This window comes from Lentimicrobium sp. L6 (assembly GCF_013166655.1).
Taxonomy (GTDB): Bacteria; Bacteroidota; Bacteroidia; order Bacteroidales; family UBA12170; genus UBA12170.
In genome coordinates this window covers 56,505-76,514 of sequence record NZ_JABKCA010000013.1, presented here as the reverse complement: position 1 = coordinate 76,514, position 20,010 = coordinate 56,505, and the positions used below count along the sequence as shown (strand labels likewise).

At 35.6% G+C, this 20,010-nt stretch carries 17 protein-coding genes; 5 read left to right on the top strand and 12 right to left on the bottom strand.

Going from position 1 to position 20,010, the window contains the following annotated elements; translation table 11 throughout:
• Positions 1 to 136 precede the first annotated feature (136 nt).
• Entirely contained in the window at positions 137 to 2,119 is a 1,983-nt protein-coding gene (locus HNS38_RS05060) for a T9SS-dependent choice-of-anchor J family protein (protein ID WP_172346103.1), read from the top strand.
• A gap of 486 nt (positions 2,120 to 2,605) precedes the next feature.
• Here the strand turns inward: HNS38_RS05060 and HNS38_RS05055 are convergent, their stop codons facing one another.
• The gene (locus HNS38_RS05055) at positions 2,606 to 4,045 is read right to left on the bottom strand and encodes a glycoside hydrolase family 47 protein (protein WP_172275985.1); all 1,440 of its coding nucleotides are present in this window, start codon (positions 4,043 to 4,045) and stop codon (positions 2,606 to 2,608) included.
• A 245-nt stretch (positions 4,046 to 4,290) separates the two neighbouring features.
• Positions 4,291 to 5,130, bottom strand: coding sequence for an AraC family transcriptional regulator (locus tag HNS38_RS05050; protein ID WP_172275987.1), 840 nt, complete (start codon positions 5,128 to 5,130; stop codon positions 4,291 to 4,293).
• Positions 5,131 to 5,259: 129 nt separating this feature from the next.
• Here HNS38_RS05050 and HNS38_RS05045 point away from each other — a divergent pair, with 129 nt between their 5' ends.
• Positions 5,260 to 5,508, top strand: coding sequence for an FUSC family protein (locus HNS38_RS05045; RefSeq protein ID WP_172275989.1), 249 nt, complete (start codon positions 5,260 to 5,262; stop codon positions 5,506 to 5,508).
• A gap of 210 nt (positions 5,509 to 5,718) precedes the next feature.
• On the opposite strand, the gene HNS38_RS05040 is transcribed toward HNS38_RS05045, so the two are convergent.
• The 9 genes from HNS38_RS05040 to HNS38_RS05000 all read right to left on the bottom strand — a co-directional run bounded on the left by HNS38_RS05040 (position 5,719) and on the right by HNS38_RS05000 (position 16,220).
• Complete coding sequence (locus HNS38_RS05040) at positions 5,719 to 8,409, bottom strand: GEVED domain-containing protein (protein ID WP_172346102.1); 2,691 nt, start codon at positions 8,407 to 8,409, stop codon at positions 5,719 to 5,721.
• Between the two features lie 4 nt (positions 8,410 to 8,413).
• Positions 8,414 to 8,566, bottom strand: coding sequence for a hypothetical protein (locus HNS38_RS05035; protein WP_172275994.1), 153 nt, complete (start codon positions 8,564 to 8,566; stop codon positions 8,414 to 8,416).
• Between the two features lie 139 nt (positions 8,567 to 8,705).
• A complete protein-coding gene (locus tag HNS38_RS05030) occupies positions 8,706 to 10,442 on the bottom strand; it encodes a tetratricopeptide repeat protein (protein WP_216663636.1) in 1,737 nt (578 codons plus the stop codon).
• A 54-nt stretch (positions 10,443 to 10,496) separates the two neighbouring features.
• Positions 10,497 to 11,711: a multidrug effflux MFS transporter gene (locus tag HNS38_RS05025; protein ID WP_172346100.1), complete on the bottom strand. Its 1,215-nt coding sequence runs from the start codon at positions 11,709 to 11,711 to the stop codon at positions 10,497 to 10,499.
• Between the two features lie 111 nt (positions 11,712 to 11,822).
• Positions 11,823 to 12,830 carry a DNA repair exonuclease gene (locus tag HNS38_RS05020; protein WP_172346099.1) on the bottom strand — a complete coding sequence of 336 codons (1,008 nt, stop codon included), beginning with the start codon at positions 12,828 to 12,830 and terminating at the stop codon, positions 11,823 to 11,825.
• A 91-nt stretch (positions 12,831 to 12,921) separates the two neighbouring features.
• Positions 12,922 to 13,644 carry a DUF429 domain-containing protein gene (locus tag HNS38_RS05015; RefSeq protein WP_172346098.1) on the bottom strand — a complete coding sequence of 241 codons (723 nt, stop codon included), beginning with the start codon at positions 13,642 to 13,644 and terminating at the stop codon, positions 12,922 to 12,924.
• A 239-nt stretch (positions 13,645 to 13,883) separates the two neighbouring features.
• Positions 13,884 to 14,177: a hypothetical protein gene (locus tag HNS38_RS05010; protein ID WP_172346096.1), complete on the bottom strand. Its 294-nt coding sequence runs from the start codon at positions 14,175 to 14,177 to the stop codon at positions 13,884 to 13,886.
• Between the two features lie 98 nt (positions 14,178 to 14,275).
• Positions 14,276 to 15,451, bottom strand: a complete 1,176-nt coding sequence (locus tag HNS38_RS05005) for an acyloxyacyl hydrolase (RefSeq protein ID WP_172346095.1) — start codon at positions 15,449 to 15,451, stop codon at positions 14,276 to 14,278.
• Between the two features lie 208 nt (positions 15,452 to 15,659).
• Positions 15,660 to 16,220, bottom strand: a complete 561-nt coding sequence (locus tag HNS38_RS05000) for a dihydrofolate reductase family protein (protein ID WP_172346094.1) — start codon at positions 16,218 to 16,220, stop codon at positions 15,660 to 15,662.
• Positions 16,221 to 16,408: 188 nt separating this feature from the next.
• Between HNS38_RS05000 and HNS38_RS04995 the strand changes: the two genes are divergently transcribed.
• The 3 genes from HNS38_RS04995 to HNS38_RS04985 all read left to right on the top strand — a co-directional run bounded on the left by HNS38_RS04995 (position 16,409) and on the right by HNS38_RS04985 (position 18,018).
• Positions 16,409 to 16,801, top strand: a complete 393-nt coding sequence (locus tag HNS38_RS04995; RefSeq protein ID WP_172346093.1) for a DoxX family membrane protein — start codon at positions 16,409 to 16,411, stop codon at positions 16,799 to 16,801.
• 193 nt (positions 16,802 to 16,994) lie between these two features.
• Positions 16,995 to 17,477 (top strand): glutathione peroxidase, encoded by a 483-nt coding sequence (locus HNS38_RS04990; RefSeq protein ID WP_172346092.1) that lies wholly within the window; start codon positions 16,995 to 16,997, stop codon positions 17,475 to 17,477.
• A 94-nt stretch (positions 17,478 to 17,571) separates the two neighbouring features.
• Positions 17,572 to 18,018 carry a MarR family winged helix-turn-helix transcriptional regulator gene (locus HNS38_RS04985; RefSeq protein WP_172276016.1) on the top strand — a complete coding sequence of 149 codons (447 nt, stop codon included), beginning with the start codon at positions 17,572 to 17,574 and terminating at the stop codon, positions 18,016 to 18,018.
• Positions 18,019 to 18,033: 15 nt separating this feature from the next.
• Here HNS38_RS04985 and HNS38_RS04980 read toward each other — a convergent pair whose 3' ends face one another.
• Positions 18,034 to 19,788 carry a C10 family peptidase gene (locus HNS38_RS04980; RefSeq protein ID WP_172346091.1) on the bottom strand — a complete coding sequence of 585 codons (1,755 nt, stop codon included), beginning with the start codon at positions 19,786 to 19,788 and terminating at the stop codon, positions 18,034 to 18,036.
• Positions 19,789 to 20,010 lie beyond the last annotated feature (222 nt).

The following is a 20,010-nucleotide window of genomic DNA, read 5'->3' as shown; positions in this document are numbered from 1 at the left end:
CAAATTTATAGATTTCTAACTATAACTTTGTCCGATTGTTTAAGGGGCCAAAACATCGGTTGGAACCATAACAGATCCAGCAGATATTTCTACCTATACTGAGCTAGAAGTTTTAAATATTCCTAATATAAATGATATGGAAGAATATGAAGTGTATTTTTCTGATTATACAGGAACTGATGAGTATATTGCTTTTAAGGGTGTTTATAGCAATACCTATGGAGATATCGCACTCGATAACATTACTATTGATGATTTGCAGTCATGTGCAGATCCTTCCGATGTTAATGCCAATGAAATCACTCAAACTTCCGCCCTCATGGAATGGACAGAAAATGGAGATGCCACTCAGTGGAGAATTGAGTATGGAGAAATGGGCTTTACACCAAGCGGAGTTGCTATGATAGCTAGCGATGAAAATCCTTATTTACTCCAAGGACTAGATGCCGGAACCTATTATGATTTTTATGTACAAGCCGATTGTGGTGCAGGTTCTGTCAGCGCCTGGATAGGCCCCTATTATTTCTCTACTCTTTGTGCAGCATCGACAAGTATTCCATATATAGAAAATTTTGAAGAGGTCATTTTACCCTTTATGCCGTCTTGCAATGCTGTTGAGAACACAAATAACGATGATTTGAACTGGATAAGTTCAGATGCAAATGCATATAATGGTAATCAACATGCCATGATTGAATATAGTGATACCGAACAAATGAATGATTGGTTCTTTTCTCCTGGTATTGAATTATTAGGCGGGGAAACGTATAATGTTAACTTCTTCTATACTTCTAGTTCGGATGCTTATTATGAAAATCTAGAAGTGAAATTTGGAACAGAACCCAATGCAGCATCCATGACAAGTGAAGTTATATTTGAAGATTTAATGTTTGCTCTTAACAATATATACCAACCCGCAAATGCATCTTTTACGCCAGATGAAGATGGTATCTATTATGTCGGTTGGCATGGCTTTAGCGAAGCAGGCAATGGAAATATCCTCATCGATGATATTAATGTAGATATGAATGAAACATCATCAGGTTTAGAAGCGCCGACTAATCTTATTGGGCCTGCAGAAGTTGAGCATGGTCAGGATATTATGTTGAGTTGGGAGACTGTTTCTACGCCTTCTGCAAATTTCTTTGAGGGTTTTGAAGGTGATTTTTTACCTGAAGGATGGTCTAAATTTAATATGGATGGTGGTTCAGGATGGATGCAAGTAATGGTTGGAGAGGATGTTGCAGGATGGTCAGGTGGATCTATTACTGCTTGTCCAGATGGTGGTCAATTTCAGGCTTATGCTACTTGGTTAACTGGAGGAGACCCAGTGAGTGATCAGTGGTTAGTAACACCACAACTCACCTATTCTGAAGGAGATACACTAGGCTTTTGGATGGGTACCTACAGAGATGATTATTCTGAGCATATAGAGATTCGTATATCAACAACTACTCCTGATAATCCAGAGGCATTTGATATTGTAGTAGATATTATTGATTTACCTGTGGGTACCCCTATTGGTTGGATCTATTATTACTATGATTTGACTAGCATAGTTGAAAATGGCACTCCTATTTATGTGGCTTTTAGAGAAAATGTGTTAGATAATTATAATGAAGGTAATGCTACTTCTCTGGATAATATTAGCTTGAGAAAAGCAGAGTCTAAATCTTCTGTAAAGAGTTTGTTAGGATATAATGTTTATCACAAGTTAAACTCAAATGATTTTGAAAAAATTGGATTTACAAATGATATTTCCTTTACACATAATACATCTGATATTGGAGTTCATACTTATTATGTAACTTCATTATATACTGAGGGTGAGTCTGAACCATCAAATGAACATGTTGTAGATGTGGTTTTAGGTGTTTCTGAAGAATTAGCCTTGTCCACTCAGATTTATCCAATCCCAGCTAAAGACTATGTAAATATTACATCAGAATATACCATGAAGTCTGTTATTATTTATAACCAAACAGGTCAAAAAGTTCAAGAGATGAATGTGAATGCAGCTGATTATAAGGTAAATACTTCTAAAATGGTATCAGGAATATACACTATTCTTATTGATACCGAAAAAGGAAGAATTCATAAACAGCTTATAATTGAATAATTTTTAGGATTTGATTTAATGAGGGCGTAATTTTTATTACGCCCTTTTTTGGTATGTTTCTAGATTATTAGGGGTTTAAAGAATATGTAATCATGCATTTGTGGTAAACTCAAAAAGTGGACAAGCATTTGCACGACTCCAACAGGTTCAAACGAACCTTCGCTTCATCCTTCCCTTTTTTATGAAAAGCAAACATCATCGCAAAATGGTAATGATTGTTCTCTTATAATTCTTTCAAACATCACAAAGCATCGCCCGATCAGCTTTTTTAAAAGAATATAGAAAAAGTTTTCCATTTCCTTGTAGAGCATATGTTATAAAAACTTCAATAGAAGACTAGCAGCAATGAAAGCAAATCCCCTACGGGGAATAGAAAAACTTGGCAAGAACCTTATATAAGAACTAAACCGCTACGCGGTAAGGTATTTCTCCCTTCAGACACAATTATTATTGGCCTAATTCGAACTGAAAACCGAATGAGTAACTCTAAAAACCTAATCTAACTTGTGCTTCCTCTATATCAAAAGAAGAGCGTTTAAAAGGATGAGCTTCTGTAGTAAAGATATGGTCATCAAGATTAAAATCACCCTCCTCTAAAGTAAAGGTCAGGTAAAAATACTTCATGGTTTCGGCAAAAAAGAAGGTGGGCATATAATCCTTTTTCTCCATGGTTTGCACATCTTTAATGGAGGAAAAGGCCACATCGGTACGACAATATTTCATGATGTCTCTCCAATATTGTTCAATCATATCTTCATATATTTTCTTGCCTGTGAAGTGTAATAAATAATAAGCTGATTCTATGATTTCTGGATTTAAGTCGTAAACAGGATAGGTAGGAACCGCTCTATCATAATCGTAAATCATAGGTTCTAGACCGTATTGGTTCCACAACCAATCCCAAGTAGCTTGGTTTTTTTCGGCTCTTTCAATATCTCCACTTAAAGCCAAAACAGCCGGGAAAAAGGCATCATACAGTGTTACTATTCCTCCTTCTCTTATTTCATTATTATCGGCATACATGAATTTGGTTTGTTTTTCTCCTGTGTGCATATCTACTCTACGGTACCAAAATGAAGTATCGCTTTCATCTACCAAATATGTATTTATTGCATGAATACTTTTCTCCCAAATGGGTTTTAAATCTTCATCACCAAAGAGGAGGTAGGCTTTATAAAGATATTCGTAGTAAGAGTCGATTCCTGCGCAGATATGGCTGGTTCCATGCTTCCATTCTCCACTTTCTACATCGATGAGTTCTGCTACCAAATTGATATCTGAAACTCTTTCCCAAACGGCTAAATTGGCTTTTTTGGCAGTTTGATAGTAGATAGGATTCTTGGTGTAATAACTCAAAATGCCCATTTCCATCATATAGGAAGCGGCCTCAGCCACATTGATTTTAGAGCCTTTTGCTTCTCCTGTTTTTAGATTAAACCAATAATAAGGCATTCCGGTTGGAGAATCGAAAGCAGCCAACATCTTCTGCCCAAACTCCTCAGTTTTATCTAAAATTTCTTGTTTACCAGTATACTCGTACATCGCTAATAAACCACCCAAAATACGAATATTTACTTCGAAGGTTTTTACATACAAATCCTTATCCCAACTAATGGAATCGATTACATAATTCTCAACCTCCTCAGCATATTCATCCAAGCCCATTACTTTCATGGTGCTATAGGCATCGATAGGAGATATTGCCAAAGACTCTTCATACCAATCTTGGTAACTTTTAGAGAGCGGAAGCAATACATCGTGTCCCCAGGCATATTTTTTATAGCCTTCCCATGAGCGAACAAACTCTGCTTTTACTTCTTCGGCTAAATCTATTTCAACTCCAGTATTCTGTTTAATTTTAGTCTGGCTCTCACAAGAACTAAATAGAATTCCAAAGGATAGTAAAGTCAATAATAAATGTTTCATTTTAATGTATTTATGGTTTTCAAGATTGGATATGATGGTAATTACAGTTTTAGACAAAACTAATACCTTTCTGCAGATGTTTAAAGAAATATATTGATGGGAGGAGTTGATTTATTGCTCTATAGCGATATTCTCTCGGAGTAACACAGTTCTTCTGAACGGTGCAATTATTCGATGAGAATAGAATTGGTTAAACTGCAGCTCGGGAGAGCTGCGTTACTTGTAGGAAAGAGCCTTAATCAAAATTAGAAAATCTTTCTGTTTTTCCCTCTGTATTCAACAGGAGTTTGATGCATATGTTTTTTGAAAAGCCGGTAGAAATAAGAAACAGACTCAAACCCACAATCATAACATATAGATTTTATGGAAGAATTGGTCATAATCAGCTGTTGACTTGCATATTGCAATCGCGCTTTAATCACCGTTTCAGAAAGGGTTTGCTTTAGATGTTCTTTAAGGATTCTATTCACATGATCTACAGAACGCTCAGTAAGCTCAACAAAACCTTGCACGCCTTTTTTAAATCTATTTGGAGTATTATAGTTTTCCAATGCATAGGCCAACCAAGCTGGTATATGGTTTTGACTTTCCTCAAGGCAGTTAATCATTCTAAAAACCTGAATCATAAGGTAATCTAAATGAAGAGAGTTTCTTGCTTGTCCTATCAATCTGTCAGTGATAGCAGACAATTCGTTCAATTGATCAGAATCCAGTTGAATGGTAAAAGGTTGTTGGTCTTCTGACCAAAAATAGTTGCTGCTATTTCTGAAATATCTATCCTTAAAATAGTCAAGGCTATCTTGAAAAAAGGCAATATTGGTGATGACCATACTTTCTTGACTTTTATTTAATTTGAAAGTATGCTGATCTTCTGGCCGAATCAGGCATAAGCATCCCTTTTCCAGAGGAAGTTCTTGCTTATTAACCAAGTGAATACAACTACCCTCTTTTACCCAAAAAATCTCACAAAAGCCATGGCGATGAAGTTGTAAATCGTTTTTTGAGTTAATAGTAGTACGTGCCACATGAAAAACCTCCTCTTCATGGTCTAGAAATGTATTTAACTTAAAATGATTTGTAGGCATGATGCAAAGGTAGTGGACTATCAAAAATAGAATTGAGAAAACAATTCAGAATAGAAAATTCTAGTATTGACTTTCTGAAAAACAATTTGTTACTTGTAGGCCAAATTATTTCTATTAGAACAACAATAAATGGAACAAAAAGATTTACACTCATTAAGCGATGAAGAGCTGAAAGCAGAAGCAAAAAAAATGAAATCCACAGCCACCATAAACGCCTTTATCATAGGTTTCCTTGCTGGAATCATTGTCTATAGTGTGGTTTATAGCACTTGGGGATTAGTTACTTTAGTTCCTTTGTTTATTATCTATAAGCTGGTAAACAAACCCAATCAGGATAAGGAGTTGAAAGCGCTTTTGAAAGAACGCGGCATGAAATAGGTTTACAAGGGGTTCTCATAATACATCTTAGCAAAGCATTCATAGAGGCTTACCGATTGTAATGAATTTCATAGAAATAATTGTTTTTAGCTCAATAACCAAAAGCCAAGGGCAATGTTTTGAACTATGCCCTACTTTGAATTATTTTGATAAATATAAAACCCCGAATTTCAATTATTGAAACCCGGGGTATCTAATCAAATTAATGAACTATTCTATCACAAGTTTTTTAGTGATGGTTTGTTTGTTTAAGATGGCCTTTACAAAGTATATTCCAGAACTTATTTCAGCAATATTTATGTTTATATCGCCTTCTACATCAAAAATGGATTTAACCAAAACACCATTTAAAGTATAAATGTGAATATCTCCTCTTTCCATATTGGCAATATTAATTTTATCTTTTGCTGGATTTGGATAAATAGTAATATCATCGATAGTCTTTAGTCCTGAAACACTTGTAACTAATAAATGATTTTTGGTAGCATTCATTATTTCTCCTGTATTATAGTCTAAAAGCATACCAACTACTTCAATATGGTCTATATCCCATTCTTCGTCTATGATAGTAGAGAATTCCCAGCTATGAGTTTCGCCTGCATTTATTATTCCCGGCAAACTGCTTTCTTCACCTTCAAAACCACCCAAAATAGCTCTAGCTACATCTTGATAAATCATATCTTCAGCAGGAACAGGATTTGGTAGATTTTCATAACCACCCATGACTACTGCCCCTTCTGAATAATAATTTGCTTGGTCCCAGCCTGCACCAGTACCGGTTACTTCATTTTCCATGATTACTGCATTAAACCTATAATTTGATGCAGAAACAATAAACTCCGATGTTAAAGTAAATGTAAGCTCTCTGCTCTCCTCATTAAAAACCTTATCTTCAATAATGATACTTGCTGGTGCTACTTTTTCAATTTCTGCTAGATACGCGGCCTCAAAATCTAAAGGATCTACCACAATATCTCGATTAATTGCACCACTCGGATATCCAACAACATAGGCTCCTAATCCTTCATCATATTCGGGTACAAGCATTGGATCACCATTATGAACAGCAATTCCAATCCAGGTGTCAGGATATTTCATCTTCAAAGAATCCATAAGAACATGTCCTCTAATACACCATCCACACCAAGTTCCAGTACCTTCTTCTCCAACAACCATTTTTTCTGGCACCCACGGAGCAATGATAACATCATGGCTAAGTGTATTATTCTCAACAACTTCGTCTCCATCTAAATCGCTGGAAACCTCAATGGTATATGAACCTGTAGCTGCATTCCATACATCAAATTCAATCTGAATGGTTTCACCGTATCCCAATTCTGTTACTTCTTTAGTGGAAGTGTAAGAACTACCTTCTATGGAACAAGTAACAGGGAAAGAAATCGGTTGAATTCCTTTATTTTGGAAAGTGGCCACAGGAATAAGATCTCCTGGTTCTATGATTGTTTCCATATCAATTGAAATGACTGATGCGTCAAGATTGATAGATTCTCCTGTAATTTCTATTGAATAGTCTTCCCATTCTCCATATAAAAATGTGGCACAAGGGTCTGGTGAAGAAACTGCTGAAAAACGAGCCCCTACCCTCATTGTAGTGCTGCCAGGTAGGGCATATCCAGGTATTGGAATGTCTACTTCATAAACAGTTCCAGATGATTCAATTAGGAAATCTGCTAGTATTAATTCGGTGGATTGAAATGTAAAATCCTGATTAAAGTCGACCCATATGCTTAAGACTTGAGTAGAGTAATCTGAGATAAAACTAGCTGTATATGTTTCTCCAATTTCCACTGAAGCTTGAAGGCTGGTAAAGTCACCATATCCACCATCACTACATCCATTATTATAATTCTCCATATCGGCAAAAGCAAAGCCTGAAATGCCATCGCCCAAAGAACAGTCTGCAGATGGTATACAATAAATGGTGCTTTCGTAAACTGTAAATTCTTGGTAAATAACATCATTTGAAGGACTTTCATCACCATCTAATAAGGTAGTTACGGTTGCTGTATATTCTCCTGTTTCAGCTAACCAGGCATCGAAATTTATATTTGCGCTTCCTCCAAACTCAAGGTTGGAAACTTCCTTTATGGATGTAAAAACGATATTGGTTCCATTGTCTATTTCCAGTTTCACATCAAAAGATACTGTTTCGGATCCATTATTATTAACTTCAGTTGAAATGAGTGCATCATTACCATTGTAAACATAATCCAAGCCATCTATGTTAATTGGTGTAACATCATATTGTAAAGGATCTCCAAGAGTAATATCATCTATTAACCATCCCATTAATGATTCTGAGTTTTCACTAAAAACAAAACAAAATTGAAAATTTTCTGAACCCATATCGCCATTATCTATATTTATGACTTCGTTAGCCAAATAGGTTTCCATAGAGGCATGTTCATGAGTCCAGACTTCGTTCCAGGTTTGCCCCCCATCGCTAGTCGTTTCTACTCCAACCCAAAACTGACTTGTTCCCATTGGGTCAACTCTATGCACAAAAGAAAGCCCTGCTGCAGCAAAGCCACTGGTGTTAATTACAGGTGAAACAAATTTGGTCGTTCCTGTAAAATCTGGATATCCAACTAAAATAAGCTCTGGAGCCTCTTCTCCCACATAGTTTGTTGATGAGTTGGTCCATTGATTAGCAGCATCACCTGTTGCAGTCCAATTATTAAAACCATTATTGGAAAAATCCTCTGAAAACAAAATATCTTTTACTCCTTTTCCCCAGTCTGAATGAAATTTCTGGTTTATTTCAGTGGTTTTTGAAGGCGTTCTTCCTTCATAGACTTGAGAATAGGTCTGCGCTGAAGCATTAAATGCGAATAGTACAGCAAGAGTTATCAGGTTTAATTTGTAGATTAATTGTTTCATGTTTTTATGTATTATTTTTTGAGTGTTTTTTTCCAATCTTTTTTAGCATTTTCTCAAAAGCAATATTTTCTGCCTCTTTTCTTTCCATGATGATTTTTAATTCTTCTACACCTTTGGATTTAATGCTGTTTTTGTTTGTATCGGGTTTGTTTTTCATATGATCGATTTGCTTATTTGCAAAGCTATAATATAGAAACACTTAGCTTGGTTTTTATACTGCGTCAATACTACGTCATGGTATAAAAATACCCTGACAAAAACCCGTCATAGATAGATTTAGTAAAAAAAACAGAGTTTTAATAATTACTAAGAAAAGAATTCAGGCTTACTTTTGTTTTGGTAATGCCAAGTTTTTTACGAAGTCGTAGCCTCGCAGTTTCAAGAGCAGAAATACTTTGTCCTGTAATTTTAGAGATTTCTTTGGAGGTCATTTCAAGTCGTAAAAAACCACAAAGGCGTTTTTCATTTGTAGATAAATCAGGAAAGTCCTTGCTCAAGTTTTCATAAAAATCGGTATGAACTTGTTGAAATCGAATTTCAAATTCTTCCCACGAACCTTCCTCTATTGATTTATATATTCTTTTTGAAATTCTTTGTATGGCATTTTGTGTTTCCTCTTTTACAGCTTCCTTTTCGATATTAAATAATTCATCGGAGATATTCCTCAACATATTATTCTTTTCTATAGAATACATCACATTGGTGGCCAGTTCTTTATTTCTGAATTCAAGCTCTTTTGATATTTTTTCTTTCTCCAACAATGTGTTTTTCTGTTCAAGACTTTTCCTTTTGGTTTTGTTTCTTTGTATGATGAATAAAACCAAAAAAAACATAATAATTATTCCAGACACTAAACTGAAGCTAAACTCCCTTCTCTGCTGTTTAATCTTTTTTTCCTGATTTATTTTGTCTTGCTCGTATAAAAACTCCAATTGAGATAAACGGGTTTTATTATTTTCAAAATCCAGACTATCCTTTATTTGATATTGTAATTCGCTGTATTCATAAGCCTTTTGAAAATCAGACAACTCAAGGTACCTGCCTTTAAGAATAAATGCTGCACCATATATTACCAGCTTAATATTGTTTTCTTTTCCAATTTTTAAGGCTTGTTGCGAATAAAACAACACACTATCCGTTTGTTTGAGTTTGGTATGGTGCAAAGCAAACTTAAGGTATAGATCTGATAAACTGTAGAAGTTATTTAATCCTGTAAAAAGTGATTCTGCTTTTCGGTAATAATACAAAGTGGAATCATCATTATTTTCATTGGCATTTACCATGCCTAAATTGAGATAATTAACACCTTCACCCAAATGATTACCCAGTTTTTTATTTATTGCAACCGATGCAAAATAATTAGCTTTTACTTTCTCTATATCCCCTCTATTACCATAAATAACTGCGGTATTATTCAAGCCACGAGAAATTCCTTCTAAATCATTTATTTCCCTTGCCATGTTTAAAGATTGTTTATAATACTCAAGGGCTTTATCTGAATCATCCTGGCTAAAAAAATCGACCCCAATTTTATTCAAAGCATTCATGACTCCTTTTTTGTCATTGATTTTTTCGAAGGTTTTAAGAGCTTCAAAGTTCATATTGGAGCTCTTTTTATAATCTCCTAATTCAAAAAAACTTTGCGTGATTATTAGAATGGACTCGGCATATTCTTTTTGATAATCTTCTTTTGCTGCCAATCCTTTGGCTTGATATGCATACTCTAGTGAAGTTTTAAAATCTGTTTTAGACCAATAAATTTCTGCTAATTGTAAATAGGCCTTAATCTCTCTATGGCTATCTTCATTTTCACGAGATAAAACAAGACTTTTTTGCGCATAGTCAAGTGCTTTATCAGGTTCTGATGATATGATGAGGTCCGTGATATTTAGTAGAATATCGCATTTTTGAGTCTCATCATTTATTCGATTTAAAGCAAGCTCTAAACTATCAATGGTTGAACGGCTTTGTGAAAAGGAGTTCCCATAAATCAATAAGAAAAGGAATATGAGCAAAAATGGCTTGTATTGCATGAAGCAAATGTAAGAAATCGAATGGAGAAATTTATGAATACTTAAGAAAAGCATTCAGGATTTGCCTTGAATTCGATTTTCGTTTCTTCGGGCCAGATAACAGAATAAAGCAGTAAATACGCCACCAATAATAATACAAATTGCTGTGGAGTGCAATAGATTGCCTAAGCCAACTAAGGGAGTGCAAATGCTTCCTGCCAAAAATGTGATGGAGCCAATGGCTGCCGAAGCAGAACCTGCATTTTCTCGTTCACTGTCTAAAGCCAATGCTGTAGCAGCAGGGAATAGCAATCCAAAAAAGAATAATACGAAAATAAGACTCGATTCATAATATATAAAAGGAAGATCGTAGAACAGACTTAATCCAGTGCTTAAAGAGAAAACAAACACTCCAATACTCCCGGTGATAATACTATTTTTGGTTTGCTTGAAACGCATGGAAAGGGCAGAACCCAAAACAATACTTAAGGAGTTTAATCCAAAACAAAGACTAAATATTAAAGCAGAATAGCCATAGTGTTCTTGAATGATAAAAGGGGAGGAGGCTATATAGGAGAATAATACCACTGCCGACATCATCAGAGTCAAAGTGTTGAAGGCATAACTCGGGTTTCTGAACACCTTTCCTAAAGTTTTGAAGTTAGATAAGGTACTTTTGTCGCTTCTATTTTCTTGGGCTAGTGATTCCTTTAATCTATAGGATAAAAACAGGATAAGAAAACCTAAACCCAGCAATACCCAAAAAGCACTTTTCCAATCGAAGAATTCCAATAGAATGCCTCCCATAACTGGAGAAACAATAGGAGCAATGCCGTTTATAGCACTGATGATAGCGATATATTTGGCAAGTTCTTTTCCGCGAAACAAATCTGTAGGAATGGATTTAGATAAAACCACCCCACCAGCTCCGGCCATTCCTTGTATTAACCTGAAGAACACAAAAGAATAAATATCCCAAGAATATAAGCAAGCTATGGTAGAGAAAATAAATATCCACATACAAACCAAAAGGGGTTTTTTACGCCCATATTTATCACTAAGCGGGCCAATAACCAACTGACCAAGCGCCAAACCCAACATACTCAAGGATAAACTTAACTGTACATTGGAGGCCGAAGTCTGGAAATATTTTGCCAGAGAAGGTAATGCCGGCAAGTATAAATCGGTTACAAATGGACCAAAAGCGGATAATAATGCCAAGCTTATTAAAAGTAGAGTAGAGGTGGTTTTTTTTTGTTCTATCGAGTTTGAAAAATGCTTAGTATTCATCCTGTTTTGACCTTATCATTATTTGGCGAAATTACTCCATTTATCCTCCTAAAAAAAGCAATGATTTACAATCTACAGACTTTAAATCTATTAAAAAGGTAGTCTATAATACTATTCTTGTGTTTTATTTTTGAGAGTTAAACTTCTCAAGCCAGCAATCTGGTAATTCATGGTTGGAGAAATAATCCCATCTAAAAACCTAACATTAAGTAGTTTTATAAAAGCATTGTTTTTCAATTTAAAACGGAGGATGCTATCAGATGGAAGGTTGGTGATTTGTTGAAGAATATCTTCTTTTAATGTGGCTGCCGTGTATAAGTTTTTATCGAGGAAAATATCTATCATGGGTCGGGTTTCCAAGGGGATAAACTCATAGGATATTTCTTGGCTTTCGCTGATGTTGATCTCGTAAAACCCTTTGGTCTCGTCCTTCTCAGCAAAGGCTGTTCTTTCTATAGAGCCTGGGTAGATAATGGGAGTTTGACAAGCGGAATAGAGTATTTGGGAGCGGTGAATATGACCCGATAAAAACAAATCATAATCTTCAGGTAAATCTTGTATCAGTATTACATCTTTCCCTCCTCTAAATGTATAATCCGATGGGCCACATGTAGCGCCTTCTATGGATTGATGCATGCACAGGAGTTTGATGCTTTCTTTCCTCAGTTTTGGTGCTATTTCTTTTGCAATATCAGGAAATTTAGACAAGACCTCCTTCCTCACACAAGGGAAACCAGCCATATCGAAATCTATCCCTTTTAACCGAAATTGAAATACCTCTGGCTTACTGAAATAAAGAATGAGAGGATGCTGCATAAATAGGGAAACGGGTAAACGAGAACTTTCGTGATTTCCGGGAACGATTACGATGGGAATACCTGATTCAGCAAAATTGAAAATGCGCTCGTAAACCATATCAATAATGGTAGGAGGAACTAAAGTTCTGAAAAAGAGATCGCCACCATGAATCACCAAATCGGCTTGTAATTCTTGTGCATACTCCAAGGCCTTATCGAAGTTGTTGAAAAAATCGATCCCCCTCCTCCGTTTTTCTTTTTTTGGTCGGAGTGGATAGTCAAAACCCAGGTGGGTATCGGACAAGAAAATGATTTTGGGCATTTGGCAAAGTTACATAATTGAACACTGATAACACAGATTATACGAATTTACACGGATCAGTGATCGTCTGTTGAATCCGTGTTATCAGTGTTCAAAGAACATTATCCGGAACCCAAACAAAACCCTCCTCCAAATCACCATAAATATTCCCAGCATGCTTATTGGCAAACAAAGCTGCAGTATACAAACAAACTACTGCATCCAATGCATCTTCGTTGGATTTGAGTGATTGACCTTTTAGTTGCTGGATGGCTTTGAAGTCGAAAAAGTGAGTGAGTTCATTGGGTATGATGAGTTTTAATACCTGTGATTCTTGTAGACTTAATAGCAACTCAGCCAACTTTACTTGACCTGCTATCTTCTCCCCAACTTTTCCTTTCTTGTAGACCAATCTTCTCGTTAAACCAAAAATTTCTATGAGTGATGCATGTGGATAGCACTCCATTTGCCATTTAGGCTCTGTTCCATATTTAAAACCCTCCTCCTCTAATCTTTCTGATAGCCTCACACTAAAAGCATTGGGATATAAGTTTTGATTGGTGGGATAACAGCCAGCCCATTTGTTTCGGTATACTTTGTTCAAATCCGTTTCGCTTTTTCGATAGCCGGTTTTATTGGGGATTTTGAGCGAAGCATCTACCGAAATTCCTTGCAGGTTTTCTTGAGCTTTCAAAAACTCAAGAATTGGGTTTAAACCAAAAATCTGAGGATGGATATCTTCTAATAGTATCTCATTGCCTTTTAAACTTCCTACTGCTATGGCCGATGGATTGGTTTCTCCTTTCCAAGCTAAATCTATTCCGGCGTATTTCATTTACTTGTTTTTACATTTTCTATAAGTAGCCAAAGGTGTGAATAAATGGAAGCTTTGGCTACATATAGATTAGTCTACGAATAATGTATCCATGGTTAATTCCTTATCAACAATCTTATTACTATACTTGTTTTGATGGATTCCGAATGTTGTAATCATAGTTAAAAAGAAACTCTTTTTTGATTTACTTGATTTTCGGAACTCATCCATTTTAAGACGAAGCTTTTTTAATGGTATGATTACTCCTTCATAAACTCGTCCCACTTGTTTTCGAAATCCTCTATACTGATGGTTTCAAAATCTACAGTACTCTCAAACTGAATTTCTGGATTACACCACATTCCGAAGTCCTCCTCTTTTGGAGCTGCAATTTGCACTTGATGTTCATCGTTAAATCCCAATTCTCGAGTTGGGGAATTGTTTTCATCCAATTCTAACCACCAATACTCCAATGAGATGATAAGCCTGTCTTTTATGGTAATGGGCTCTTGATAATTGATGAGCTTGTTATTGTATTTGATGATTTTAGCCATGGTTGTTTACAATGAGGATTTTATAAGAATCCGCAAAAATACTCTTTTTCTAAGATTGAAATATAGCAACAGTAAAATGACAAAGAGACCCTCGTAAATTATATCTTTTTCCAATTGATGGTATATCCCAAATTAAATTCGAGAAACTCTGCCAACATAAAATTGATGGCTCTTACATTTACTCCAAGCGAAATATGGTCGGTGAAATAGTATCTAGCTCCTAATCGTTGATATAATTGAGTGAAATTTCCATATTGATGGTGTTTGGCATAAATTCCAATCCCACCTGTTAGCCTTAATTTATCAATCACCAATTCTGGTGTATATATCAATCCGATGGTTAAATTATCAAGGCTTTTGGGGCCAGGGGTTCCGTCTGGTTTAGCGGTAAGTCCCCACATATAGTTGAAATCGATTCCAGGGCCCGACCTAAAAGCATTGGAATGCTGAAATGAATAATACAAACCTAAACCAGCTATGGCATAATAGTTACTGTCGTATTCGTGCTCTACAATTTGATGATCACCATAACCCAGCATCATATAAAACTCGTTCGACTTTTGCTTCACTTTTGGCATTCTTTCTATGCTTCTTGTATTTGGCCTTTTATTGATGTGATATTTCAATTCAAAAGAAGGAGATATTAAATTCAATCCTCTATTGGGTCGTTCAAATCCCCCGTTTGAAAAATGAGTAAAGCTTAATCCTAAACCTAAATCAAGATACTTGGTGAGCGGGTAAAATGCATTCACACCAATATCCAAATAAACGGTCATATTAGAACCAATGGCATTGTTTTTTGGGTTTTGAATGGAATCGTAATGGTTCCAGCGCCAGGCTAGACCAAATTGAAACTCAGAATACAGCTCAAGTTTTTCCCATCGTTTGATTGGGACTCCATAAAAACCATAAGCTGCCAATGGATATCCTAATTCTTCAGTAAAGAAATCGCCCATAAAAAATCCAACACCATAATAGGGTCCTCGAAAAGTTTTCTGCCAGTCGGTATAGCCTGGGTTTTGAAAACCAAATTTGAATGATAAGGACTGATAATTAGCGATGGGACTTCCACTCATATTATCACCTTTCACAAAATCGGTAGTACCCATCACTTTTCCATAATGATAGTTGAGGCTAAAAAATGGATGGTGTTTTTTAGGAATAGAGGCGCTGTCTATTTGGCCATGACTAGCAACATAAATAGCCATCAAAATAAATAGGAAGGTTTGTTTCTTCGTAATTATAAGACCTAAAAGGGATTCAATAGTTCGCATGTTAAATTATTTGATGCAAAACTATAAGGAACTCATTCAATACAGAATAGAAATCTGATGAATTGTAGTATTAGCTATTTAGAGGTAAAATATGAATGTTGAATTGTAAATGATAATAGTGAAAGCCAAGGACGCTATCCCTTTTAGGGCTATCATCCTCTAGACCTATACAAAGGATCAAAGCCTAAGAGGGTTGAGGCCCTAGCGATCAACTATCATTTTTTAATTCCCTCTTCCTGATATAGGTTCTCCGGGTCACTTCTCCCAAAAACACTTTCGACTCTTTCAACTCAAATGGCAATTCTTTTGGAAGATGAGCAAATAATGGAACACCTCCTCCGAGCAATATGGGGATGGTGGTGAGTATCATTTCGTCTATTAAATCTTCGCTGAGAAATTGTTGAATAACTTTTCCTCCGTCGATATAAAGTTTGTGATGGCCTTTTGCATGCATTTGCTCTAAAACCTCTTCCAAACTACCTTTTACCAGTTCTACTTTATATTGGAATTCCTGAGGAACAGATTCTAAAGTGTTGGATAAAATATAAACAGGCTTAGTATAAGGCCATCCTATTCCGAAACTCAAAACCTTTTCATAGGTATTTCTTCCCATCACTAAGGCATCTACTCTTTCCATCAGCTTTCCATAGCCCATATCATTTTGTTCTGGGTTTGGAACCATTTCTAAGTAAGAGATTCCTCCTTCTTTATCAGCTATATATCCGTCGATACTGGTGGCTATGAATACGATGTTTTCTCTTTTTTCCATGAAGTAAAATTAAGAATTTAGAATTGGTGAGCTGTTAAAATAAAGCTAAAAACATAAATATCGTGCACGATATAAATAATATCAAGTATGTTTGCATCGCGAACGACATAATATAATTGGAATCAGGATGCACGAAGCAAGAAGTATTACTTCGAACATCCAGCATCAGTCATCAAACATCTAGTAAAATGAAATACATAAAAACAATATTAAGAATACTATTAGGAGCAGCATTATTATATGCTGGAATTGGCCACCTCACTTGGCTCAGACAGGAATTTACTGCACAGGTGCCTCAATGGATGCCTTTGGGAACTGACTTGGTAGTGGTGCTTTCAGGAATAGTAGAAATAGTATTAGGTGCCAGTTTAATCTTTCTATACAAACGGAAACATATAGTTGGCTGGACAGCCGCTCTATTTTTTATCGCTGTATTTCCAGGCAATATCTCTCAATACATCAATGAAGTAGATGCCTTTGGATTAGATAGTGATAGAGCCAGATTGATTCGCTTATTCTTTCAGCCAGTATTAGTGCTATGGGCCCTTTGGTCAACAGGGGCTTGTAAAAAACGTGTTTAAAGTTCCAAGTTTAAAGTTTAAAGTTCGAGGCTCCAAGTCAAAAGCAGTATGCTTGAAATTCAGTCTCCCTTTAGGGTAGGGGCAAGCTGATTTCAAGATTCAAAGAGGGAAGTTTACAATAAGGACTACAAGCAAAACCCAGTATTCAGAACCCTACATCTGTCATCACTCATCAAACAAGAAAAACAACATTATGAATAATACATTTTATAATTTCGAAGCCAAATCCCTACAGGGAAAAGATATAAAAATGGAAGCCTATAAAGGCAAAACAGTATTAATAGTAAATACCGCGAGTAAATGTGGATTGACTCCTCAATACGAAGGATTAGAAAAACTATACCGGAAGTATAAAGACCAAGGTTTGGTGATATTGGGATTCCCAAGTAATCAGTTTGCCAATCAAGAACCTGGGGATGAGAAGTCAATTGAACAGGGTTGTGTGATTAATTATGGAGTTAGTTTTCCCATGTTTTCTATCATTGATGTAAATGGAGATAATGCTCATCCACTTTATAAATACCTCAAGCAAGAACTTAAAGGAACTCTAGGCAACAAAATCAAATGGAATTTCACCAAGTTTCTAATCGATGCAGAAGGAAATCCGGTGAAGAGATTTGCACCGACTACTAAGCCAGAGAAGATAGATGCGTATTTGGAGAAGAATTTGAAGTAAGAGGCGGGATGACGGATGACAAATGTGGGATGTAGAGCTAATTCTTTAGTTCGGGCTCCACATCGGACCTCGGTCATCAAACAAAACAAACCCCATGAAATACAATCAACTAAAATTAGAAAATCAGTTATGCTTTCCGGTATATGCAGCATCTCGACTGATAATTAGAGAATACCAACCTTATTTGGATCAGCTAAAAATCACCTATCCTCAATATTTGGTTTTAATGATATTATGGGAAGAGGATGGCATGCCAGTAAATGATATTGCTAAGAAATTAATTTTGAATACCAATACCATTACGCCTCTGCTAAAAAGGATGGAAAAGCAAGGATTAGTGGAGCGTGAGCGCTCCAAGCAAGACGAGCGGAAAGTCATCATTAAACTTAGCAATCAGGGCTTCGATTTACAAGAAAAAGCAAAATCTATTCCCGAAGATTTATCTAAAAAACTCCTTGATAGTTCTTTGGAAATAAAAGATTTGATACATCTTAAGAAGAATTTGGAGGATGTGATTTCTTTGTTGAGCAAAAAAGAGTAAATTGTATTGGCATTGCTACTTTTTGACAATTATTTTTTTTGTCAGCGATTCATTATTCTGCTCAATTTCAACAAAATAAATACCATCTGAAAAACCATTTAATTGTAGAATAACCTGCTGTTCCCTTGTTGAAACCCTCAACTGTTCTTCTCCAACAATACTATAGATTTTAATGACAGATTGCTCAGAATTTCTTTCAAAACTAATGCTAAGCTCATTGCTACAAGGGATTGGAAATAATTCAAAATCAAGATTACTTTTATCTTCTCCCAAAGCTGTTATATCAAAAAGGGTTTGAAATGTTGCTTCTTCAGAATACTCAAAACCATCATATACTTGAAACTTAAAATGGTCATCCACAGCAGGATTTGAATTAGAGGAATATGTCATTTGACTGAAGCTGGAAAAGTCAATTTCTTGCCCTATAATAACAAGACTACCATTATAATCAAGCACTCCAAAACTAGGTAGTTCGGTGATTTTAATCTTCATTATGGTATCGAGTTCAGCATCAGAATAAGCATTTATGAATGTTTCTGCCACTATGTCTATTTCAACATTTTCATTGCACGTTATAATGATATCAGAAGAAAATGGAGCTGTGTTTTGCATATTCTCTAACAAAATATCGAGAACAACGCCTTCAATAACGGTAAGTTCATAGGGTAAATCATCAGGAATATGATACCAAGAATCGTAAGAACCACCCCATCCAAAATTAACGTGGTAAAAATTATCCTCATTCCATCCATCAAGAACTACATTGTGTCCCACAGTCATAGCGTCATTTACCACTGCTAGATGAATCGGTAAGGCATGACGCATATTAAATGCCATCCTCTCATAAAGATTCTCCATATTTGGATATAGTAATTCGGAGTTGGAACAATTAAAAGAACCATATGCATCTGCTGCTTGATTTACTCCGAAAGTTCCAGATGCTGAGGAAGAATAAACCTGAGTACAAGCTACACCACATGCAAATACAAGATTTGCTATTTCAAGATTAGAAGGATTAATCCCTACTGAATAACTATTTTGAAGACTATTTAAATTCGTGTTTAATTCGGGGAAAGAAGGGAAATCCAGTTCTTCGAAATCATCATCTATATCATATTGTCTTCCACTATAATTGTGAAAATAATCATCTTCATCAGAAAATATCTTTTCATTGATGGTTTTATGAAAATCTAATATCTGAGCCATGGTGATGGAAGGACAGCCTGCTATGCTTCTCGCATTGTCTATTGGATCCATGGGACATGCAGCATTATAGGGTGCAGATTGCGACCATTGTGCTTCTACCCAACCTTCGGTGGATGTAGTTCCTAATTCAGGCCATGATAAACTACTTTTATTATTTGATTTTCCAGACAATAATACAGCCCAACTTTTATTGTTTTCATCTTTATATTTCGAAAGATAAAGCCCTTCAGAAGCAGCTCTCTTTTCAAAATCAGCACAGATTAATTGATGCAAGGGATTGTTATTATTCTTTTCATATTTGCCATGTAAAGAATAAGCAAGTATAGGAGCAAAATCTTTATCATTGGATACCAAGGCATAACCAGCAGGTGAAAGATTTACGATATGGTAAAGAATCCCACCTTTATATGAACAAGTTTCATAGTCCTTCAAACTATAAATATTGCTTTTAGTATTGTTTAAAAATACCTTCCCAACCTTTATGGCTTCCTGCTTGTCAACTTGTTGAGCTAATACCACCGTGGTAAATAATAGTATGGAAAAAAATAGGATTAATTTTTTCATGATGGAATGTGTTTGTTAGTGCAATAACAAAAGTATTATAATCTTTTATTAAGCCAAAAGATAAAAGGGAATTAGTATGGATAATATCATCAATCGGTATCATTCTGCTATAATATGAGCTAGAGATGCTTTCGAAATCATTCTTTGATTGAACTGGCAGAACGGAAAATAGGGGAACTCAATGAATAAATCTTCTCCATAGCTCCTTTTTGTTAAAATTAC